At 61.2% G+C, this 21,955-nt stretch carries 21 protein-coding genes; 16 read left to right on the top strand and 5 right to left on the bottom strand.

The features are described from left to right. Position 1: 1 nt before the first annotated feature. The 13 genes from ACVWYU_RS13250 (at position 2) to ACVWYU_RS13190 (ending at position 10,886) form a co-directional block, all read left to right on the top strand. Positions 2-1,384, top strand: coding sequence for a cobyrinate a,c-diamide synthase (locus ACVWYU_RS13250; RefSeq protein WP_457372877.1), 1,383 nt, complete (start codon positions 2-4; stop codon positions 1,382-1,384). Next, positions 1,381-2,031, top strand: a complete 651-nt coding sequence (bluB, locus tag ACVWYU_RS13245; protein ID WP_090324139.1) for a 5,6-dimethylbenzimidazole synthase — start codon at positions 1,381-1,383, stop codon at positions 2,029-2,031. Before ACVWYU_RS13250 ends, bluB begins: the two co-directional genes overlap by 4 nt. Beyond that, complete coding sequence (cbiB, locus tag ACVWYU_RS13240; protein WP_457372876.1) at positions 2,028-2,936, top strand: adenosylcobinamide-phosphate synthase CbiB; 909 nt, start codon at positions 2,028-2,030, stop codon at positions 2,934-2,936. Before bluB ends, cbiB begins: the two co-directional genes overlap by 4 nt. Continuing rightward, on the top strand, positions 2,929-3,921 hold the full coding sequence (gene cobD / locus ACVWYU_RS13235; RefSeq protein ID WP_457372875.1) for a threonine-phosphate decarboxylase CobD: 993 nt from the start codon (positions 2,929-2,931) through the stop codon (positions 3,919-3,921). Before cbiB ends, cobD begins: the two co-directional genes overlap by 8 nt. After that, complete coding sequence (locus tag ACVWYU_RS13230; protein WP_457372874.1) at positions 3,918-5,369, top strand: cobyric acid synthase; 1,452 nt, start codon at positions 3,918-3,920, stop codon at positions 5,367-5,369. The genes cobD and ACVWYU_RS13230 overlap by 4 nt, the downstream gene beginning before the upstream one ends. Before the next feature lie 148 nt (positions 5,370-5,517). Further along, on the top strand, positions 5,518-6,039 hold the full coding sequence (cobU, locus tag ACVWYU_RS13225; protein ID WP_457372873.1) for a bifunctional adenosylcobinamide kinase/adenosylcobinamide-phosphate guanylyltransferase: 522 nt from the start codon (positions 5,518-5,520) through the stop codon (positions 6,037-6,039). Beyond that, complete coding sequence (gene cobT, locus ACVWYU_RS13220; RefSeq protein WP_457372872.1) at positions 6,036-7,091, top strand: nicotinate-nucleotide--dimethylbenzimidazole phosphoribosyltransferase; 1,056 nt, start codon at positions 6,036-6,038, stop codon at positions 7,089-7,091. Before cobU ends, cobT begins: the two co-directional genes overlap by 4 nt. Next, positions 7,088-7,663 (top strand): alpha-ribazole phosphatase family protein, encoded by a 576-nt coding sequence (gene cobC / locus ACVWYU_RS13215; RefSeq protein ID WP_457372871.1) that lies wholly within the window; start codon positions 7,088-7,090, stop codon positions 7,661-7,663. Before cobT ends, cobC begins: the two co-directional genes overlap by 4 nt. Positions 7,664-7,665: 2 nt before the next feature. After that, on the top strand, positions 7,666-8,397 hold the full coding sequence (locus ACVWYU_RS13210) for an adenosylcobinamide-GDP ribazoletransferase (RefSeq protein WP_457372870.1): 732 nt from the start codon (positions 7,666-7,668) through the stop codon (positions 8,395-8,397). 82 nt (positions 8,398-8,479) lie between these two features. Then, positions 8,480-8,884, top strand: a complete 405-nt coding sequence (locus tag ACVWYU_RS13205; protein ID WP_457372869.1) for a MarR family winged helix-turn-helix transcriptional regulator — start codon at positions 8,480-8,482, stop codon at positions 8,882-8,884. A 52-nt stretch (positions 8,885-8,936) separates the two neighbouring features. Further along, complete coding sequence (locus ACVWYU_RS13200) at positions 8,937-10,145, top strand: MFS transporter (RefSeq protein WP_457372868.1); 1,209 nt, start codon at positions 8,937-8,939, stop codon at positions 10,143-10,145. Next, positions 10,142-10,264, top strand: coding sequence for a hypothetical protein (locus tag ACVWYU_RS13195; RefSeq protein ID WP_457372867.1), 123 nt, complete (start codon positions 10,142-10,144; stop codon positions 10,262-10,264). The genes ACVWYU_RS13200 and ACVWYU_RS13195 overlap by 4 nt, the downstream gene beginning before the upstream one ends. A gap of 55 nt (positions 10,265-10,319) precedes the next feature. Next, positions 10,320-10,886, top strand: coding sequence for a glutathione peroxidase (locus ACVWYU_RS13190; protein WP_457372866.1), 567 nt, complete (start codon positions 10,320-10,322; stop codon positions 10,884-10,886). An 89-nt stretch (positions 10,887-10,975) separates the two neighbouring features. Here the strand turns inward: ACVWYU_RS13190 and ACVWYU_RS13185 are convergent, their stop codons facing one another. From ACVWYU_RS13185 to ACVWYU_RS13175, 3 genes are all read right to left on the bottom strand, one after another. After that, positions 10,976-12,262, bottom strand: coding sequence for an OmpP1/FadL family transporter (locus ACVWYU_RS13185; protein WP_457372865.1), 1,287 nt, complete (start codon positions 12,260-12,262; stop codon positions 10,976-10,978). Between the two features lie 146 nt (positions 12,263-12,408). After that, entirely contained in the window at positions 12,409-12,891 is a 483-nt protein-coding gene (locus ACVWYU_RS13180; RefSeq protein ID WP_090324121.1) for a hypothetical protein, read from the bottom strand. Between the two features lie 275 nt (positions 12,892-13,166). Continuing rightward, positions 13,167-13,391, bottom strand: coding sequence for a hypothetical protein (locus ACVWYU_RS13175; RefSeq protein ID WP_007898912.1), 225 nt, complete (start codon positions 13,389-13,391; stop codon positions 13,167-13,169). 1,001 nt (positions 13,392-14,392) lie between these two features. On the opposite strand from ACVWYU_RS13175, the gene ACVWYU_RS13170 reads away from it, so the two are divergent. Further along, the gene (locus tag ACVWYU_RS13170; protein ID WP_090324119.1) at positions 14,393-14,716 is read left to right on the top strand and encodes an SEL1-like repeat protein; all 324 of its coding nucleotides are present in this window, start codon (positions 14,393-14,395) and stop codon (positions 14,714-14,716) included. Between the two features lie 175 nt (positions 14,717-14,891). Continuing rightward, positions 14,892-16,256: a DNA recombination protein RmuC gene (rmuC, locus tag ACVWYU_RS13165; RefSeq protein WP_247257584.1), complete on the top strand. Its 1,365-nt coding sequence runs from the start codon at positions 14,892-14,894 to the stop codon at positions 16,254-16,256. Positions 16,257-16,360: 104 nt separating this feature from the next. Here the strand turns inward: rmuC and ACVWYU_RS13160 are convergent, their stop codons facing one another. Together ACVWYU_RS13160 and ACVWYU_RS13155 are read right to left on the bottom strand one after the other, a co-directional pair. After that, the gene (locus ACVWYU_RS13160; protein ID WP_457372864.1) at positions 16,361-19,831 is read right to left on the bottom strand and encodes a hybrid sensor histidine kinase/response regulator; all 3,471 of its coding nucleotides are present in this window, start codon (positions 19,829-19,831) and stop codon (positions 16,361-16,363) included. Positions 19,832-20,011: 180 nt separating this feature from the next. Next, complete coding sequence (locus ACVWYU_RS13155) at positions 20,012-20,548, bottom strand: TetR/AcrR family transcriptional regulator (RefSeq protein ID WP_247257536.1); 537 nt, start codon at positions 20,546-20,548, stop codon at positions 20,012-20,014. Positions 20,549-20,702: 154 nt separating this feature from the next. Between ACVWYU_RS13155 and ACVWYU_RS13150 the strand changes: the two genes are divergently transcribed. Then, positions 20,703-21,899 (top strand): MFS transporter, encoded by a 1,197-nt coding sequence (locus ACVWYU_RS13150; protein WP_457372863.1) that lies wholly within the window; start codon positions 20,703-20,705, stop codon positions 21,897-21,899. Positions 21,900-21,955: the final 56 nt, after the last annotated feature.

Raw genomic sequence — 21,955 nt, 5'->3', positions numbered from 1 at the left:
TATGAATAGCCCTCGTCAATGCCCGGCGGTGCTGATTGCCGCGCCGGCCTCCGGTCAGGGCAAGACCACCGTCACCGCTGCGTTGGCCCGTTTGCATCGCAATCAGGGGAGCAAGGTTCGCGTGTTCAAATGTGGCCCGGACTTTCTCGACCCGATGATTCTGGAGCGCGCCAGCGGTGCGCCGGTGTATCAACTGGACATGTGGATGGTGGGCGAGCAGGAGAGTCGTCGGCTGTTGTGGGAGGCCGCGGGTGAAGCGGACCTGATCCTCATCGAAGGTGTCATGGGCCTGTTCGACGGCACGCCGTCCAGTGCCGACCTGGCACGGCACTTCGGTGTGCCGGTGCTGGGGGTGATCGACGGCACCGCCATGGCCCAGACCTTTGGTGCCCTGGCCCTGGGGCTGGCGCGCTATCAACCCGACTTGCCATTTGCCGGTGTCCTGGCCAACCGCGTGGGCACCCTGCGTCACGCGCAATTGCTTGAAGGCAGCCTGACCGAAGGCCTGCGTTGGTACGGCGCCTTGTCCCGTGAAACCGGAATCGAATTGCCGAGTCGTCACCTCGGACTGGTGCAGGCCAGCGAGTTGAACGATCTCGATCTGCGCCTCGATGCGGCGGCCGATGCCCTGGCCAGCAGTTGCGAGGTGGCGCTGCCGCCGGCCGTGCAATTCGCGGCCCCGGATGTCATCGCAGCCGAATCCTTGCTGGCCGGTGTGCGCATTGCCGTGGCCCGTGACGAAGCCTTTGCCTTTACCTATGGCGCAAGCCTGGATTTGCTGCGGGCCATGGGCGCCGAGCTGGCGTTTTTCTCGCCGATCCGTGACACCGGTTTGCCCGAGGCAGACAGCCTCTATCTGCCGGGTGGTTATCCCGAACTGCACCATGTGGCGTTGTCGCAAAACACCTCGATGTTGAACGCGATCCGCGCGCACCACGAAGCGGGCAAGCCGTTGCTCGCCGAATGTGGCGGCATGCTGTATCTGCTCGATTCGCTGACCGATGTCGAGGGTTCGCGTGCAGAACTGGTCGGCTTGCTGGCCGGGGATGCGGTGATGCAAAAGCGTCTGGCGGCGCTGGCGCTACAGGCTGTCGAATTGCCGGAAGGGTCGCTGCGCGGGCACACCTATCATCATTCGCTGACCACCACTGAGCTTGTACCGATTGCCCGAGGCTTGAGCCCCAATGGCGGGCGCGGGGCGGAGGCGGTTTATCGTGAGGGACGGATGACAGCCTCTTATGTGCATTTCTATTTTCCGTCCAATCCGACTGCGATTGCCGCATTGTTTGCACCCGATCTTGAGGACGCCTTCGCCGGCAAGCCGGCTCCTGCAGTTGATCACTTGAACCCTGTAGGCGCTGGCTTGCCAGCGAAGAGGCCATGACCGATAACGCCTTCACCGAAGCCGAACGCGCAGCGGTCTACCGCGCCATCGGCGAACGTCGCGACATGCGTCACTTCAGTGGCGGTACGGTCGAGCCCGAATTGCTGCGGCGGTTGCTCGAAGCCGCGCACCAGGCGCCGAGTGTCGGCTTGATGCAGCCCTGGCGGTTCATCCGCATCAGCGACCGAACCCTGCGCGGCCAGATCCAGGAACTGGTGGAGCAAGAGCGTATTCGCACCGCCGAAGCCCTCGGCGAACGCACCGACGAATTCATGCAGCTCAAGGTCGAAGGCATCAATGATTGCGCCGAGGTGTTGGTGGCGGCGCTGATGGATGATCGTGAGCGGCATATTTTCGGTCGTCGCACCTTGCCGGAAATGGACATGGCGTCGTTGTCCTGCGCGATCCAGAACCTGTGGCTGGCGGCCCGGGCCGAAGGTTTGGGCATGGGCTGGGTTTCGCTGTTCGAACCGCAAGCCCTGGCCGATTTGCTCGGCTTGCCCTCCGGGGCCAAGCCACTGGCCGTTTTGTGCCTGGGACCGGTCAAGGAATTCTACCCGGCGCCGATGCTGGTTCTGGAAGGGTGGGCGCAGGCGCGTCCGCTAAGTGAACTGCTGTATGAAAATTATTGGGGAGTGCGCCAATGAGTGTGGCGTTGTTGAGTGTCGCCGCTGTGGCGCTGGATGCGCTGCTGGGTGAACCCAAGCGCTGGCATCCGCTTGTGGCGTTCGGCCGGTTTGCCGAGCGTATCGAGCAACGTTTCAACGCGGGTGGTCGTGGCTGGCGCAGTCATGGAGTCACCGCGTGGGTGATCGCGGTGTTGCCATTGACCTTGTTGGCCACGGCATTTTCCTGGGCGCCTTATGTGGGCTGGATGGTCGAGATTCTCGCGCTGTATTGCGCCCTCGGCATGCGCAGCCTGGGCGAACACGTCGAGCCCGTGGCCAAGGCCTTGCGCTGCGATGATCTGGATGAGGCGCGTACGCGCGTCAGTTACCTGGTCAGCCGCAAGACCAGCGAACTGGATAAAACCGAAGTGGCCCGTGCGGCCACCGAATCGGTGCTGGAAAACGGCAGTGACGCGGTGTTTGCCGCACTGTTCTGGTTTGCCGTGGCCGGCGCGCCAGGCGTGGTGCTCTACCGTTTGAGCAACACCCTGGACGCCATGTGGGGCTATCGCAACGAGCGCTTCGAGCGTTTCGGCTGGGCGGCAGCCAGGATCGATGATGTGCTCAATTACATTCCTGCGCGTCTGGTGGCGTTGACCTACGCCTTGCTGGGCAAAACCCGACTGGCCCTCAAATGCTGGCGGACCCAGGGTCCGACCTGGGACAGCCCGAACGCCGGTCCGGTAATGGCCGCGGGGGCCGGTGCGCTGGGTGTCGAGTTGGGTGGGGCGGCGATCTATCACGGTGAACTGCATCAACGTCCGCAACTGGGCGAAGGCCTGCCGGCGGATGCCGACTCCATCGATCGTGGCTGGCAATTGGTCCAGCGCGGGGTATGGTTATGGCTGCTGATTCTCTGCCTGGGGGCTGAATTTTATGCTTGAGCACGGTGGACGGTTGCGCAAGGCGGCGCTCGAATACGGCATCGAGGAAGCCGATTGGCTTGACCTGTCCAGCGGCCTTGCGCCCTGGCCGTTTCCCATTCCGGATATCCCCCTGCGAGCATGGGCGCGCCTGCCGGAAACCGATGACGGGCTGGAACAGGCCGCCTGCGACTACTACGGCACTCTGCAGGTGTTGCCGGTGGCCGGTTCGCAAATGGCCATCCAGTTGCTGCCGCGCCTGCGCCGGGCCGGCAAGGTCGGCGTGCTGTCCCCCTGTTACGCCGAGCATGCCGAAGCCTGGCGGCGTAACGGCTACATCGTGCGTGAAGTGCTCGAGCAGGAAGTCGACTTTTTTGTCGACAGCCTCGATGTGCTGGTGGTGGTCAACCCGAACAATCCGACCGGTCTGAGCCTGACACCCAATCGCTTGCTCGACTGGCACTCGCGGCTGGCCCAGCGCGGTGGCTGGCTGGTGGTGGATGAAGCGTTCATGGACAACACACCGCAGCTGAGCCTGGCGCCATTTTCCCATCAGGTCGGCTTGATCGTGCTGCGTTCGTTCGGCAAGTTTTTCGGTCTGGCCGGGGTGCGGCTGGGGTTCGTTCTGGCCGAGCGCAAGTTGCTCAAGTTGCTCGCCGAGCAAGTGGGACCATGGGCTGTCAGCGGTCCGACCCGAGTAGTGGGCGAGGCCTGCCTGCGCGACACCGAAGGGCATGCGCTGCAGCGCAGACGGGCTGAAGAGGCCAGCGAACGTCTGGCGGCGTTACTGGAGCAACACGGTTTCAAACCTCAGGGTGGCTGTGCGTTGTTCCAGTGGCTGATCACCGAGCGCGCTGAAGAACTGCATGAGTTCATGGCCGGTCGGGGCATTTTGCTGCGCTTGTTCGCGCAAAACAGCAGCCTGCGTTTCGGTTTGCCTGGCGATGAGGATGACTGGTCGCGTCTTGCCACGGCGTTCGAAGCTTTTGCCAGGGAATGCCAATGACAACGCTGATGGTGCAGGGCACCACATCCGACGCCGGTAAAAGCACGCTGGTGACGGCGCTGTGCCGCTGGGTCACGCGTCAGGGCGTTAGCGTGGTGCCGTTCAAACCACAGAACATGGCGCTCAACAGTGCCGTGACGGCCGACGGTGGCGAAATCGGTCGCGCGCAGGCGGTGCAAGCGCAGGCCGCCTTCCTCGAGCCGCACACCGACATGAACCCGGTGCTGCTCAAGCCCAACAGCGATACCGGCGCCCAGGTGATTATCCATGGTCGCGCGGTCACCACCATGAATGCCGTCGCTTATCACGATTACAAAGCCATCGCCATGCAAGCGGTGCTGGCGTCCCATGCACGCTTGAGTGAGGCCTATCCGCTGGTGATGGTCGAAGGTGCGGGGTCGCCGGCCGAGATCAATCTGCGTGCTGGCGATATCGCCAACATGGGCTTTGCAGAAGCGGTGGATTGCCCGGTGCTGCTGATCGCCGACATCAATCGTGGCGGTGTGTTCGCGCATCTGGTGGGCACGCTGGAGCTGCTGTCGCCCACTGAACAGGCGCGGGTCAAGGGCTTCATCATCAATCGCTTTCGCGGCGATATCGCCTTGCTGCAACCCGGTCTCGACTGGCTGGAACAGCGCACCGGCAAACCGGTGATCGGTGTGCTGCCCTACGTGCTGGACCTGCACCTGGAGGCCGAGGACGGCATTGACCAGCGTCAGACCGACAAGGTCGATCAGGTACTGAAAGTGGTGGTGCCGGTGCTGCCGCGCATCAGCAACCACACCGATTTCGACCCGCTGCGCTTGCACCCGCAAGTGGACCTGCAATTCATCGGTCCCGGCCAGGCGATTCCGCCAGCTGATCTGATCATCCTTCCCGGCTCGAAAAGTGTGCGCAGCGACCTGGCGTATCTGCGCGCCAACGGTTGGGAACAGGCCATTTCCCGACACTTGCGCTACGGCGGCAAAGTGCTGGGCATCTGCGGCGGCCTGCAAATGCTCGGCGAGCAGGTGCACGACCCGTTGGGCCTGGAAGGCGTTCCGGGGTCCAGTGCCGGGCTGGGGTTGCTGGCGTTTGAAACCCGACTCGAAGAACACAAGCAGTTGCGCAATGTGCGCGGGCGTCTGGCGCTGGAGAATGCGGAAGTCAGCGGCTATGAAATCCATGCCGGCGTCACCACCGGCCCGGCGCTGGAAAACGCTGCCGTACAACTCGACGACGGACGCTGCGACGGCGCGCAAAGTGTCGATGGGCAGATTCTCGGCACCTACCTGCATGGTCTGTTCGAATCCCCGGCGGCCTGCAGCGCACTGTTGCGTTGGGCAGGTTTGCAGGCAGTGCGGGACGTGGATTACCACGGTTTGCGCGAGCGCGATATCGAGCGGCTGGCGGATCTGGTGGATAGGCATCTGGATACCTCGCTGCTGCGTGAGCTCTGTGGGATTTGAAGTGACTGCACAGGCCCCATCGCGGGCAAGCCCGCTCCCACAAGGATCGGGGCTGTCTACCGATTTTCGGTCTGCACACAGAACCTGTAGGAGCGGGCTTGCCCGCGATGAGGCCTGTCGCTACACCGCCAAATAAAAGGTTAAGAATATGCTCCAACTGATCCTCGGCGGCGCCCGCTCCGGCAAGAGTCGTCTGGCCGAAAAACTCGCATTGGACAGTCAGCTGCAAGTGACCTACATCGCCACCAGCCAACCGCTGGACGGTGAAATGAGCGACCGGGTCGCCCATCACCGCGCCCGTCGTCCGGCCGAATGGGCCTTGATCGAAGAGCCGCTGGAGCTTGCCCGTGTCCTGCGGGAAGCCGCCAATGCCGATCGCTGCCTGTTGGTGGATTGCCTGACGCTGTGGCTGACCAATCTGCTGATGCTCGACGATGCGCAACGCCTGGGCGCCGAGCGCGATGCCCTGCTGGAGTGCCTGGCGTCGTTGCCGGGTGAAATCATTTTTGTCAGCAACGAGACCGGAATGGGTGTCGTGCCGCTGGGCGAATTGACTCGCCGCTATGTCGATGAAGCCGGTTGGCTGCATCAAGCTTTGGCCGAGCGTTGTCAGCGAGTCATCCTGACCGTCGCCGGCCTGCCCCTGACTTTGAAAGGAACTGCGTTATGACCCAATCCTGGTGGCTGAACCCGTGCAAACCGATCGACGTCGACGTGGTCGAGCAGGCGCAGGCCCGTCAACAACAACTGACCAAGCCGGCCGGCTCTCTCGGTCAGCTCGAAGCGGTGGCGGTGCAATTGGCGGGATTGCAAGGGCAGATCAAGCCAAGGCTGGATCAGCTGTGGATCGCGATTTTTGCCGGTGACCATGGTGTGGTGGCTGAAGGCGTATCGGCATTTCCCCAGGAGGTTACCGGGCAGATGCTGCATAACTTCGTCACCGGCGGTGCAGCGATCAGCGTGCTGGCGCGGCAGTTGGGGGCTTCCCTCGAAGTGGTGGACCTGGGCACGGTGACGCCGGCATTGAACCTGTCGGGTGTGCGTCATCTGAACATCGGTCCGGGGACGGCGAATTTTGTGCAGGGTCCGGCGATGACCCAGGCTCAAGGTGAGCGAGCTCTCCAGGCCGGTCGCGACAGCGTGCAGCGCGCACTCGCGTCGGGCGCCCAGCTGTTCATCGGTGGTGAGATGGGCATCGGCAACACCACGGCGGCCAGTGCCCTGGCGTGCGCATTGCTGGAATGTCCGGTGGTGCATCTGGCCGGGCCGGGCACCGGGTTGAATGCGGCAGGCGTCAGCCATAAGGCTCAGGTGATCGAGCGCGCATTGGCCCTGCACGGCGCTCAGCGTGGCGATGCGTTGCAGACCCTGTTGAACCTTGGCGGTTTTGAAATCGCGGCCTTGGTGGGCGCTTACCTGGCCTGCGCCCAGGAAGGCATTGCGGTGCTGGTGGACGGTTTCATTTGCAGCGTCGCGGCGCTGGTCGCGGTGCGCTTGAATCCCGAGTGCCGACAGTGGCTGCTGTTCGGCCATCGAGGCGCCGAGCCGGGGCATCGCCATGTCCTGGAAACCTTGAGCGCCGAACCCTTGCTCGACCTCGGCCTGCGTCTGGGTGAGGGCAGTGGCGCTGCGCTGGCCGTGCCATTGCTGCGCCTGGCCTGCGACCTGCACGGGCAGATGGCGACGTTCGCCGAGGCGGCGGTGGCGGATCGTCCGGCATGACGTTGCGTCTGGATTTGCTGCGCCATGGCGAAACCGAACTCGGTGGCGGCTTGCGCGGCAGCCTCGACGATGCGCTGACCGAAAAAGGCTGGCAGCAAATGCGCGAGGCGGTATTGGCGCAAGGGCCCTGGGATCGTCTGGTCAGTTCGCCCCTGCAGCGTTGTGCGCGGTTCGCTGAAGAACTGGCAGGGCGATTGGGCTTGCCGGTCGAATTGCAAGCAGACCTGCAAGAACTGCATTTCGGCGCCTGGGAGGGGAAGAGCGCTGCGGCGCTGATGGAAACCGATGCCGATTCCCTGGGTTTGTTCTGGGCCGATCCCTACGCATTCACACCACCGCAAGGTGAGCCGGTGGCGGCGTTCGCCGCGCGGGTGCTGGCGGCGGTAGCGCGTTTGCATGCCACCTACGCGGGCGAGCGGGTATTGCTCGTCAGCCATGGCGGCGTCATGCGTTTGCTGCTGGCGCAGGCGCGCGGCTTGCCTCGGGAGCAGTTGCTCAACGTCGAAGTCGGTCATGGCGCACTGTTCTCGCTGTCGGTCGAATCCGGCGGATTGCTAAGGGAAGTGCACTGACCATGCTGCCGTTCTGGATCGCCTTGCAGTTTCTCAGCAGCCTGCCGATTCGTCTGCCGGGCATGCCGGCACCGCAGGAGCTGGGGCGGTCGCTGCTGTTTTATCCGCTGGTGGGCTTGTTGTTCGGCGGGATTCTATGGGGGCTCAACTGGCTCATGCTCGGCACACCGCTGCTGCTGCACGCGGCACTCCTGCTGACGGTCTGGGTGCTGCTCAGCGGCGCATTGCACCTGGATGGGCTCGCCGATAGCGCCGATGCGTGGCTGGGTGGCTTCGGCGACCGAGAACGCACGTTGACCATCATGAAAGACCCGCGCAGCGGCCCGATTGCGGTGGTTACCCTGGTATTGGTGCTACTGCTGAAATTCGCCGCGCTGCTGGCCTTGATCGAACAGCAGCAGGCCATGGCGCTGATCATCGTGCCGTTGCTCGGACGCAGCGCGTTGTTGGGGTTGTTCCTGACCACGCCTTATGTTCGAGCCGGTGGTTTGGGCCAGGCGCTGGCTGATCATCTGCCACGCTCGGCGGGCAAGCAGGTGTTGACGGTCAGTGGGTTGGTTTGCGTGCTGATTGCTGGCCTGAGTGGGTTTTTTACGGTGATGCTGGCTGTGGTGCTGTTTGTCTGGCTACGACAGGTGATGCTGCGACGGTTGGGCGGGACGACGGGCGATACAGCCGGGGCGTTGCTGGAATTACTGGAAGTTGCGATGCTGGTCGGGCTGGCCTTGATGTAACGCACTCGCGAGCGGGCTTGCTCTGTGAGTTGCCTGTAACAAAAAAATTGCTTTCATTTAACCACGGGTATATACACGCACCATGCTCGAATCCCAATGCTTATGCATCAACCTGCGTCGCGCCGCCCGTGGCGTCAGCAGGCATTACGACGGCGCTCTCGACGGTTTCGGGATCAACGTTGCGCAGTATTCTTTGCTGTGCAATCTGCAATGCCTGGATCAACCGAGTATTTCCACCCTGGCCGAGGCCATGGGGCTGGACCGCAGCACCCTGGGGCGTAATTTGCGCGTTCTGGAAGGCGAGGGCCTGGTGATGCTGGTCGAGGGCGAAGACATGCGCAATCGCATCGTCCGGCTGACGGATGCCGGGGCCGAGCGTTTGCAAGCGGCCTTGCCGGCCTGGGAAGCGGCGCAACAGCGATTGATCGATCGCCTGGGTGCCGAGAAGCGTGAAACCTTGTTGAAGCTGCTGGACGAACTGGCTTGATGCCGGTTTTTCCGACCTTAAGCGGGTATATACCCGCGATTGGAGAATAAGAATGACATCGATGTGGCGTACCTGTGGTTGGGTGTTATTGGGGAGTGCGCTGATCCTTGCGTTGTCTCTTGGCGTGCGACACGGCTTTGGCCTGTTTCTGGCGCCGATGAGTGCGGAATTTGGTTGGGGGCGGGAAGTCTTTGCCTTCGCCATCGCCCTGCAGAATCTCATCTGGGGGCTGGCGCAACCCTTTACCGGGGCGCTGGCTGACCGTTTCGGCGCGGCGAAAGTGGTGCTGATTGGTGGCGTTCTGTACGCCCTGGGCCTGGTGTGCATGGGCTTGTCGGATTCGGCAGTCACCCTGTCCTTGAGCGCTGGCCTGTTGATCGGTATCGGGCTGTCCGGTACTTCGTTTTCGGTGATCCTCGGCGTGGTCGGGCGCGCGGTACCGCCGGAGAAACGCAGCATGGGCATGGGCATTGCCAGCGCCGCCGGTTCATTCGGCCAGTTCGCCATGTTGCCCGGTACGCTGGGGTTGATCGGCTGGCTCGGCTGGTCCGCGGCGCTGCTGGCCCTGGGCTGTCTGGTGGCTTTGATCGTGCCACTGGTGAGCATGCTCAAGGACAAACCCTTGCCAGTGCTGGGCCATGAGCAGACCTTGTCCGAGGCACTGCGCGAAGCCTGTTCCCATTCGGGTTTCTGGCTGCTGGCGTTCGGTTTTTTTGTCTGCGGTTTTCAGGTGGTCTTCATTGGCGTGCACCTGCCGGCCTACCTGGTGGATCAACACCTTCCGGCGACGGTCGGCACCACGGTGCTGGCGCTGATCGGCTTGTTCAATATCTTCGGCACGTACACCGCAGGCTGGCTCGGCGGGCGCATGTCCAAGCCACGTTTGCTCACGGGACTTTACCTGTTGCGCGCGGTGGTGATCGCGCTGTTCCTGTGGGCGCCGGTGACAACGACTTCCGCCTATCTGTTCGGTATGGCCATGGGTTTCCTGTGGCTGTCGACGGTGCCGTTGACCAATGGCACGGTAGCGACCTTGTTCGGTGTACGAAATCTGTCCATGCTGGGTGGGATAGTTTTCCTGTTTCACCAGCTCGGTTCGTTCCTCGGTGGCTGGTTGGGCGGGGTGGTGTACGACCGGACCGGGAGCTACGACTTGATCTGGCAGGTAGCGATTCTGTTAAGCCTGATGGCCGCCGCCTTGAACTGGCCTGTGCGTGAAACACCGGTGGCGCGCCTGCAACCGCAAATGAGTGCAACATGAACCATCTCTGGCCGCGAATCACTGTTCTTAGTGTCTGTGCCTTGCTGCTTGTCCTGGCATGGTGGGGCTGGCATCAGGGCGGCCTGGCCCTGATGCAATTGGGGATGGGCGCTTGCTAGCGGGATGCGCGGGCGAGTAACTTCGAGGTCTGACGACTTACAAGGAAGCCCTGACATGTTGATGCGCTGGCTGGCAGTACCTGCATTATTGGTCGTGTTTACCGGGTTGGCTCAAGCGGCGCAATGCCCGACGCTGTTGGAAGGTTCGCTGCCGAAACTACGGGCCAAGGAGTCCATCGACCTGTGCCAGCGATTCGCCGGCAAACCCTTGGTGGTGGTCAATACCGCCAGTTTCTGTGGCTTCGCCCCGCAATTCAAAAGCCTTGAAGCGCTCAACCAGCGTTTCAAGGATCAGGGGTTGGAGGTGATCGGTGTGCCGTCCAATGACTTCAAGCAGGAGTCCAAAGATGGCGCGGAAACCGCCAAGGTCTGCTACGTGAACTACGGCGTGACCTTCACCATGACCGAGCCGCAGAAGGTGCGTGGCGACGATGCGACACACCTGTTCCGGGTGCTCGCCGAGCAGTCCAGCGCGCCGAAGTGGAATTTCTACAAATACGTGGTCGATCGCCAGGGCAAGGTGATCGCCAGTTTCTCCAGTCTGACCAAGCCTGATGATCCGGACTTCATCGCGGCGGTGGAGAAGGCGCTGGCTTCACCGCCTCCAGCTTCAACACCCTGATCGATGCCCAATAAAAAGCCCCGCCTCTGTGCAAGAGTGCGGGGCTTTTTTGATTCAGCTGGCGAGGGATTCAGGCTCGCCGTGAATCGTCAGAAGCGGTAGGTAGCGCCGACACCGAAACCGTTCGCACTGTTTTCGTACTTGGCGTTGTAGGACTGACCCAAGGCGTTAGCGCGATTGACAGTGACAGACTCTTCCTTGAGGTAGGAGTAGGCCACATCGATGGTCCAGTCGTCGGTTGGGCTAAAGCCTGCACCGACACTGAAGATAGTCCGGTCGCCGGTAGGAATGCGTGGCGAACGATCAGTGTTGTTGGTAGGCGACTGGTCAAAGGTGAGACCGGTACGCAGTACCCACTGCTTGTTCAACTGGTAGGAAGTACCCACGGCGTAGGCCCAGGTATCATGCCAGTTCTGCTCTTCCGTGATGGTACCCACGATCGATGGCGCGAGGGCACCACCGGTGGCTGCGGTTACGCCTTCGTTGTTGACGGTGATGTCTTTCAGGCGGCTCCAGCGAGTCCAGGTCGCACCGGCATAGAGCTTCCAGGCATCATTCATGTCCTGAGTCACGGAAAGGTCGTAGGACTCAGGTGTTTCGATCTTCAGCGAGGCATCGTAACGGTTGGATCTGAGTAGCTGAGGTGGCACACCAGCGCCGGTAGTCACATCGGTGTGGCCGTCGAGCTTGTAGTTCACTTTCGAGTGATAGGTCAGGCCCACGCGAGTGGTGTCGGTGGCTTGCACCAGGACGCCGGCGTTAAAGCCCAGGGCCGTATCGTCGCCCTTGATCTCCACATTGTTGTCGCCAGTGCGGGGGATAGGGAGGGCAATGTCCGATTCCAGGGTGCCGGAAATGCGGTTGATGGTAGGGCCAAAACCGATCGACACTTTATCGTTGAACGCGTAGCTGACGGTTGGCTGCAGAGTGACAACCTTGACTTCGCTCTTGCTGCCGAAGGCGCGGCCCTGAAAGCCGTTTTCGTAGTTGGTGATCAGCCCGAACGGAGCGTAGACACCAAGGCCAAAAGCCCATTCATCGTTGATTTTGTTTGTGTAGAAACCCATCGGTACTGTGGTGAACGGAACCATATCGCCTTTGTTGGTTCCGCTTGAACGGCCACCGGTATCGCTGATGTCGGTCGAGGCGTCGATCGATGCGATACCGCCAGTGATTTGCTGGCCTTTGAGGCGGGCCATACCGGCAGGGTTACCAAAAACTGTGCTTGCATCATCGGCAGAAGAAGATCGCCCTGCAAAACCAGTCCCCATCCCGCTGATGCTTTGTTCGTTGAGGGCAAAGCCACTTGCGAAGATCTGGGTGGATGCCATGGCAACGGCGAGGCTAATGGTGGTTTTGAGCATTACTTTTTTCATTATTAGAACTCCTGATGATCACCGGGCCGAAAATTACCAACATTTTCGTCCCAGCGCTATAGGCTGTATCGCTTGATTTAGAGCGGTTTTGTAGGACAATCCGACCAAATTCGCAGCTCGATGTGCGAACTTTGGATCCAGCGGGATCAGCAGGCTACCTGATTCAGCGGTGAAACACAGGTTTGCCAGGCGTGAGTGAAGTCTCGCAGGCGTCCCTGGGGCTGGAAGGTCTGACGCCAGATTCGCGCCATTCCCAGCAGGTCGTCCGCTTCGGGCAGGGGGGTGTTTTGTTCTTCGACCAGCAGCCAGGCAATGGCGGTGGCGTAACGCAGGTTAACGGTCAATTCGAGGTGCGGACCGCTGAGGAAAGCATGTTGACTGGCCAGGCCGCGTACCAGGCTGGCGCGTTCGGGGTCGAGTGCGAGGTAGTGGTCCCAGAGCGCCTGATGGCGTGGTTCGGCGATCCGGTAGAGACCATGGCCTCGGCGGTCGTGAAGGGCGGTGCCGAGGGCTGACTGGCTGGCGGCGATGCCCACCAACAGGGATTCGGCAGTTGCGCTGTGGCGTCCAAGATAGAGGAGTGTCGGACGGATCACATAGCGGCACAGTTCGCTGGCAGCGATACCCATAAAACCCTCGAAACACTCAATGGGGCGGCGATACCTGAATGGGCCTTGGCAGCAGTGGATCGACTCAGGCTCGCCGGAAGCGGAACAAGCCGCTTGAGTTGAAGTGTAGTGTCATATTCACGACGTAAAGGTCTGTTTTTAAAATATTTCCGGCGTCGAGTTATAACCGTTATACCGGTTAGTACTTAGTCGGCACGCCTGGATTGTGAAATTCCGGGCAACAAAAAGCCCCGCTTTCTTGGCGGGGCTCCTGGTGTTACAGCCTTGCTGGCGTATCAGGCAACCAGTGCCTGACGGGTACGCTCGATCACGGCCTGCAGCGGTTCAGCGCTGGAGTATTGATCGGGGTACAGGCGTTCGCTGTGACGAGCGATGCCGTGTTCGTTGACCAGCGTGAAGCTGAAACAGCCTTTGCGAGCAGCCATGATCAGGCAGTTCATTGGTGCAAAAGCGTTGGTTAGGGTGCGGATGGCATCCTGGGTATGGATTTGAGTAGACATAGTCATTGGTGTTCCTACAAGCGACACGGATAAGAACCGTGCAAAATTAAAACGTTCCAGTGACGACGACCACCATTGGTCGAACGAAGAACCTGACTGGAACAAAGCAGCCAGTTTGAAGCGCTGATAAAGTTGGCGCGCTTGGGCTGGCAGGTAGGTACTTAGGAGGGCAGGCAACACATCAAGGGCAAAGGTTCTGGGCCCGGGGTGAAGATCCTGATCAATTTGCAGGCTGGTTCGGTCAGAGTAAGTGAGCCTGGCAACACCCTTTGCTTTCGATTCAAAGGCTGTGTTGGCGCAAGATTTACCTGGAAACCATCGAGGTGGTCGATCCCGCTTGTTCGGTGGAGGCTTCGTTTGGGAAGGCTGTCCGGGGGGATTTGTTCGACCAGAATTGACTTTCAGCTTGGTACTAACGCCGCGGATACTAACCGATTGAATTGGAGAAGGGAAGTGTGATAGCAAAAAAGATCGCTGACGCGGCATTCAATTCCATCGCCCCAGGGCGGTTGATCGCAACTGCTACTTTCCCGATACGCCCTGAAATAGCCCTTCATCCGACCAGTGGCGGTGGAGATCCAACCAGTCAGAACCCGCTTTGGTCATGAGTTTGTCACAGTTTATCCCCAAGGGTGTTGCCAAAATGCGCCGAAAAAGCGCATCGATATAACCGTCGAGAAGGTACTTGTGCACATAAGTCGCGCAGTCTGTCACCCCACTGTCATCCAGCCTTCAACCGCAGTGGGTGCCTGTAACCAAAATTTAAGTCAATGAAAAACATCGCTTTTTTTTACTGGTGAAAAAATCGTCAGTTTGACTGCAGGCCCCATTCCACAGGGCTTTGCGAGAGTTCAGGGGCGGTTGTCCACTGAGTTATCCACAGCTTCTGTGGATTGTCCCTAGCGCTTGCTCTAGGACGGGCGTGCAGCGTTTTTTTTGACTTTACCTGTAAGAAAAAAAGAGTAGAGTGGCGCGCCTTCCGAAATGCCCCACAGTGCTTTATGAAGTTTCGTTCACAATTTCTTTCCAGCCCTGCCAAACCTTCCGCTGTTGTCCCGCCCAAGCGCTTTTCGATGCGTGTGGCCGAGTGGCTTCTGGATAGTCCGCACCTGGGCGCAAACCCGAATGTGAAACACATCGCCGGGCGTTTGCTCAAGCAACCGGCCCGTGATGGGGTCGTGGCTGCGCAAAGCCGACTCGGCCAACTGATGTGCCGGGAATGTGGCAACGCCCGGGATCGGCGGATTGGCCATGACCTTCTGCGTCAGGCCGCGCGTGCAGGCGATCTGCGCGCGCAAAAGGAACTGGGCCTGATCGAAGACTGAGCTGTCCAAGACCTGACGCCTTGGTTAACCTTCAAGCTTTATTTCAATGGCAGGAATGGCTATGGCTATGGACGTGACCAGCGCATTGCTCGGTCTGGCGGGTGCTGCACTGCCGCTACTGGTGTTGGCCTGGCAACTGCAACGCCGGGCAAGCAATGCGCAGGCGCAGGTGGCGTTGCTCGAAGAGCGCCTGGCCACGGCGCATCTGGCTCAAGATGGATTGACTGCCCAGCTTGAAGCCTGTCGCGATGAAATCGCCGATTTAAGCCAGGCCAATTCCGCCCGGCAAGCCGACCTTGCCGCCGTGCGCCGCGAAGTCGAACTGCTGCAGATCGAACGGGACGATGCCCGCGACGCCGCCCACGCCTGGAATATCGAGCGTGCCGGCAAGGACGCCGAACTGCGTCGCCTGGACGCCCAGGCCGCCGCTCTCAGCGCGGAGTTGCGCGAACAACAGGAAAGCCATCAGCAGCGCCTTGATGACCTGCAAGGCTCGCGAGACGAACTGCGAGCGCAGTTCGCCGAGCTGGCGGGGAAGATCTTCGATGAGCGTGAGCAGCGTTTTGCCGAAACCAGTCAGCAGCGCCTCGGCCAGTTGCTCGACCCGCTGAAGGAACGCATCCAGTCCTTTGAAAAACGCGTGGAGGAAAGTTACCAGGCTGAAGCCCGGGAACGTTTCTCGCTGGCCAAGGAGCTGGAGCGCCTGCAACAACTCAATCTGCGCCTGAGCGATGAAGCCACCAACCTGACCCGTGCCTTGAAAGGGCAGAAAACCCAGGGTAACTGGGGCGAACTGATTCTTGAGCGAGTGCTTGAGCATGCGGGTCTGGAGAAGGGGCGCGAATATCAGACCCAGGTCAATCTCAAAGGGCCGGATGGCGAGCGGTTTCAACCGGATGTGATCATCTACCTGCCGGGCGACAAGCAGGTGGTGGTCGATTCCAAAGTCAGTCTCACGGCGTATCAGCAGTACGTGGCCGCAGAAGACGAAGCCATCGGCCAGATCGCCATCAAGCAGCACGTGCTGTCCCTGCGCAACCACGTCAAGGGCTTGGCGGGCAAGGATTACAAGCGTCTGGACGGCCTGCACAGCCTGGATTTCGTCTTGTTGTTCGTGCCGATCGAAGCCGCATTTTCCGCCGCGCTGCAGGCTGAGCCCACGCTGTTCCAGGAGGCGTTCGACCGCAACATCGTGATCGTCAGCCCGACCACGTTGCTGGCGACACTGCGTGTCATCGACAGCCTGTGGAAACAGGAGCGCCAAAGTCAGAATGCGCGGGAGATCGCCGAGCGGGCCGGGTGGCTGTACGACAAATTCGTGCTGTTTATCCAGGATCTGGATGAGGTCGGCAATCGCCTGCAGCAGCTGGACAAGGCCTACAGTTCGGCGCGCAACAAGCTGACAGAGGGCCGTGGCAACCTGGTCAGTCGCAGTGAACAACTCAAGTTGCTGGGGGCGAGGGCAAGCAAAAGCCTGCCGGCCGATTTGCTTGAGCGGGCGATGACGGATGTGGACGGGTTGGTCGAGTTGCCGGAGTAGCGAAACCGCTTCGCGGGCAGGCTTGCTCTCACAGGGGAATGCGGCGAATGAGGGAGCGAGTCTGCTCGCGATGGCGGTAGTCGCACCACCGCGGCAGCCAGGCACTACAACGGCAAATACCGACTCAACAACGCCCGCAACGCCGCCGGTTTCACCGGTTTGGCCAGGTAATCCAGTCCGGCTGCATGCACCTGTGCCATGGTCTCGGGGCGTGCGTCGGCGCTGATCACCACGCCCGGCACCGGCTCACCCAAGCGGGTGCGCAGCCAGGCCATCAGCTCCGTGCCGGTTTCGCCGTGGTCGAGATGGAAGTCCACCAACGCCAATTGCGGACGCACTCCTTCATTGAACAATGCCACGCACTCATCGCGATTGCGTGCAGTCCAGACCTGGCAACCCCAGCGAGTCAGCAAGCTGTTCATGCCGATCAGGATGCTGTCCTCGTTGTCGATGCACAGCACCTGCGCACCACTGAGTAATTTGCCATTGAGTTCGGCAGCCTTGGCCGGCTGCGCGGTTTGCGCCCTGGCCAGCGGGACACTGACGCTGAACACGCTGCCGCGCCCCGGCCACGAGCGAACGCGCAAGGAATGCCCGAGTACGCGGCACAAACCGTCGGCAATCGCCAGGCCCAGCCCCAGGCCTTTCTCGGCACGGGTCTGATGGCTGTCGAGGCGTTTGAATTCTTCGAAAATCACCTGCTGCTTGTCTTCAGGAATGCCGGGGCCACGGTCCCAGACCTCCAGGCACAACTCGCCCTTTTGCCGGCGAACCCCCAGCAGCACCGGGCCTTTGGCATAGCGGAATGCGTTGGTCAGGAAGTTTTGCAGGATCCGACGCAACAACTTGATATCGCTGTCGATGCGCAGCGTGCTGCTCCTCACACGAAATTCCAGTCCCTGTTCCCGCGCCAGCGCCTTGAATTCGGCCCCGAGTGTGTCGAACAACTCGTTAAGCGCGAACGGCTTGGGATGGGGATTGATCTTGCCGTTTTCGAGGCGGGAAATATCCAGCAAGTCGCTGATCAGGTCTTCGGCCGAACGCAGCGAGCTGTCCAGGTGCTGGACCAGTTTCTGTGCCTCTCCGGACAGTCCCTCGTCCTGATGGGACAGGGCGGCGGAGAAGAGTCGCGCGGCATTCAAGGGTTGCATCAAGTCATGGCTGACGGCCGCCAGGAAACGGGTTTTCGACTGGTTGGCGGCCTCGGCGGTGCCCTTGGCTTCAGTCAGGGCAATGTTGAGCTGAGACAGCTCGTGGGTACGTTCGGTGACCCGTTGTTCCAGGCCTTCATTGGCTTCGGTCAAAGCCTGTTCGGCTTCGCGGAACGCGGTGATGTCGGTGAAGCTCATGACGAAACCACCGCCCGGCATCGGATTGCCAATCAGCTCGATTACCCGGCCATTGGGAAACAAACGCTCGGAGGTATGTGCACGGCCCTGGCGCATCCAGTGCAGGCGGCGGGCGACGTGCACTTCGGCTTCACCGGGACCGCACAGGCCGCGCTCGGCATTGTGGCGAATGATGTCGGCAATCGGTCGGCCGACGCTGATCAGGCCATCCGGGTAGTCGAACAGTTCCAGGTAGCGCCGGTTCCAGGCCACCAGTTTCAGCGACTGGTCGACCACGCTGATGCCCTGGGTGATGTTCTCGATCGCGCCTTGTAGCAGTGCGCGGTTGAATTGCAGCACCTCCGAGGCTTCGTCGGCGATGCGTACGACGTCCTCCAGTTGCATCTCCCGACCTTCGATGGCGGCTTTTACTACCGCACGCGTTGAAGAGGCGCCGAGCACGCCGGCCAGCAAGCGTTCAGTGTGGGCGATCCATTCGCCGTCGGCATTCTGGTTCGGGTTGAAGCCTTTGCCCTGGCGGTAGGCAAAGCGAATGAAACTCTGGCGCGCACGTTCCTCGCCGACAAAGCGTGCCGCCAATTGCAGCAAGTCGTCGATCTGTACCGCCAGCATCGAGCGTGCGCTGGGGCGGGCACTGATTTCCTGGCCGATGAAGCGACCGGCTTGCCAATGTTCCGAAACCCGCGTGCGAGACAGTACCGAGACCCAGGCGAACAGGGTGAAGTTGCCGGCGAGGGACAGCACCACACCCTGGGTCAGCGGTGTGATCGGCAGGTGCAGCGGGTTACTGTGCAGCCACGCCAGGCCGGGGAAGCTGCTCAGCGACCAGCCCAGGCTAAGGGCGGTAATCGGCAGGATCAGGGTGTAGAACCACAGGAACGTACCGGCGGCGAGGCCGGCGAACACGCCACGGCGATTGGCCTGTTTCCAGTACAGCGCGCCAAGCATGGCCGGAGCCAGTTGGGTCACCGCCGCAAAGGCGATCTGGCCGATGGTCGCCAGGCTTGCGGTCGAGCCCAGCAAGCGATAGCTGACGTAGGCCAGCAGCAAAATGACCACGATACTCACCCGGCGTACCGAGAGCATCCATTGACGGAACACTTCGAAAGGGCGCTCGGCGTTGTTGCGGCGTAGCAACCATGGCAACAGCATGTCATTGGAGACCATGGTCGACAGCGCCACGCTGGCCACGATCACCATGCCGGTCGCCGCCGATGCGCCGCCGATAAACGCCAGCAGGGCCAAGGCGGGATGCGCCTGGGCCAGGGGCAGGCTGATAACGAAGGAGTCCGGCAGCACTGAACTTGGCAACAGCATCTGACCCGCCAGCGCAATGGGCACGACGAACATTGCCGCCAATGCCAGGTAGGCCGGAAAAACCCATTTAGCCAGGCGCAAGTCCTGCGGATCGATGTTTTCCACCACGGTCACATGGAACTGCCGTGGCAGGCAGATGATCGCCATCATCGCCACACCGGTCTGCACCACCATCGATGGCCAGTTGACCGTTTCCTTCCAGTATTCTTCGAGTCGGGGGGCGAGCATGGCCTGGTTAAACAGGTCGTCGAAACCGTCATAGAGGCCGTAGGTCACATATGCACCGACTGCCAGAAAGGCGAACAGCTTCACCAGCGATTCGAACGCAATGGCCAGCACCATGCCGCGGTGGTGCTCCGTGGCATCGAGGTTGCGAGTGCCGAAAACGATGGTGAACAGCGCCAGCACCAGCGACACGATCAATGCGGTGTCCTGCGCACGTACGCCCATGGCGTCGGCGCCGGCACCGATCAGCAGGTTCACCCCGAGCACGATGCCCTTTAGCTGCAGGGCGATGTAGGGCAACACGCCGACCAGGCAGATCAAAGCGACCACCACCGCCAGCGATTGGGATTTGCCGTAGCGGGCGGCGATGAAGTCGGCGATGGAAGTGATGTTCTCCTGCTTGCTGATCATCACCATTTTTTGCAGCACCCACGGTGCCCCGACCAGCAGCAGGATCGGCCCGAGGTAGATCGGCACGAATGACCAAAGCTGTTCCGCAGCCTGGCCCACCGCGCCAAAGAAGGTCCAGCTGGTGCAATAGACCGCGAGCGAAAGGCTGTACACCCAGGCACGCACCCGCGGCGGCAGCGGCGCACTGCGTCGGTCACCGTAAAAGGCGATGGTGAACATGATGGCCATATAGGCCAGGGCGACGGCGGCAATCAGCCCGCTGGACAGCGACATGGGAACTCCCGGCAACCAAAGACACCCGGGCCTCCCGCCCGGACAGACAGTCTCGCACGACCGCCCCGGTTAGTCAGTGTCGACCAAGGTCGTGGCGTGGCGGGGTGTCGCAGCGTGGCGGGCAGCTGGTTTTTTGCGGTTTGTGCCTGCCCCATCGCGAGCTGGCTCGCGATGGTGGCCTTACTGACTCAACGCAATTTCGATCAGCTGATGCAGTTCCTCGACTTGCAACGGTGCCTCGGAGAACAGAATGCGAAACACGATGGGCGCAGCCACCAGGTTGATCAGACGGTCGACGCTGGGGCGGGGCTGATCCGGATAGCGATCCAGAATCGCCTGTAACTGTCCGCCAATGATTGTCGCGCAATAGCTCGGCTTGAGGCTCGATTGCACGTCGCGCAGCATGTGGCGGCCGGGGGCGGAGCTCATTTCGTCGAGGTACTGTTCCGCCCAGGCACACACGTCGCCGCGCAGGCTGCCGGTATTGGCCGACTCGGTTTCCGGTTGCATGCGGGCGAGGGCTACATCCGCCAGCAGCGCCGACAGATCACCCCAGCGTCGATAAATGGTCGAGGGCGTGACGCCCGCGCGAGCGGCGATTTGCGGCACGGTCACGCTGGCCCGATCCTGCTCTTCGAGCAGTTCGCGCACGGCCTTGTGTATGGATTCCTGCACCCGGGCACTGCGGCCGCCGGGACGTAAAGTCGGAGCTGTCATCACACTTTTCCTGTCTCGCGTCGAAGCCTGCCAGCCAGCAATCGCCTCGATCCTGAAAATGCTGTATCGGACCTTAACACAAAGAATTTGCTTTAAGCGCCAGGCGGTAGCACACTCCGCAAAAGCAAAAAATTAGCTTTTGCGGAGTGTGCCCATGTCCAATACCCATTCAAACCGCGCAAGTCTGTGGTTTCTGGCCATCACCTTGCTCAGTTTTCTCGCCGCCTCCACGGCACCCACGCCGTTGTATCACCTGTACCAGGAACAGCTGCGGTTTTCGGCCGCCATTCTGACGCTGATTTTCGCGGTGTACGCCCTCAGCCTGCTGGTCGCGCTACTGACGGTCGGCTCGCTGTCGGATCACCTTGGACGCAAGCCGGTGATTTTCACGGCGGTGCTGCTGAACATTGTCGCGATGCTGCTGTTTATCCAGGCTGACAGCGTCGCCTGGCTGATCAGTGCACGGGTGCTGCAAGGCTTTGCCACCGGCATGGCGACGGCAGTATTGAGCGCTACGCTGCTCGATACCGATCGCCAGCAGGGGGCGCTGATCAACAGCGTCGCACCCTTGATCGGCATGGCGCTGGGTGGGATGGGGTGCGGTTTGCTGGCTGAATTTGCCCCGGCTCCGTTGCACTTGACCTATTGGGTACTGCTCGTGTTGTTCGTGATGCAGGGGGTGTACGTCTGGCGTTTGCCGGAAAGTGTCTCGCGTCAGCCGGGAGCGTGGGCTTCATTGCGACCCACCCTGCATGTGCCGGTTCAGGCGCGTTCGACCTTGTGCCGGGTACTGCCGCTCAATACCGCAACCTGGGCGCTCGGTGGGTTTTACGCGTCTCTGGCGCCTTCGTTGGTACGCACGGCGACGGGGTCAACCTCGAACCTGATTGGTGGCGCGACCGTCGCCGTGCTGACGTTGACCGGTGCCTCGATGATTTTCATCCTGCGCAATCGGCCTGCCGGCAACGCGCTACAGTTGGGGGCCGGTTGCCTGGCGACGGGCGTTGCCCTGATTCTCCTGGGTGCGCATGACGCCAGTCTGCCGCTGTTTTTCCTTGGCACGCTGGTCGCCGGTTGTGGTTTTGGTGCCGGTTTTCTTGGGGCTTTGCGCAGCGTAGTACCGTTGGCCTTGCCCCATGAGCGCGCCGGTTTGATGTCGGCGTACTACGTGCTCAGTTACCTGGCCTTTTGCCTGCCGTCACTGCTGGCCGGTAACCTGGCGCGCACCTTTGGGCTGGTGATGACCACCGATGGTTATGGTGTCGTGCTGATCCTCCTGGCCCTGGGGGCTTGGCTGGCGCACCGTCTTCGTCGCTCTTCCGGGGTTTGCAGCGCTACCGGGCAGTCGTGAAAAAACGCACCCGAGCCGCCAGTTCACTGAGGGCGGCTCGAATTATGGTGATCCAG

The organism is Pseudomonas sp. TE12234, assembly GCF_054061835.1.
Note: the sequence above shows the minus strand (reverse complement) of the source record. Positions and strands in the feature narration are given on the sequence as shown.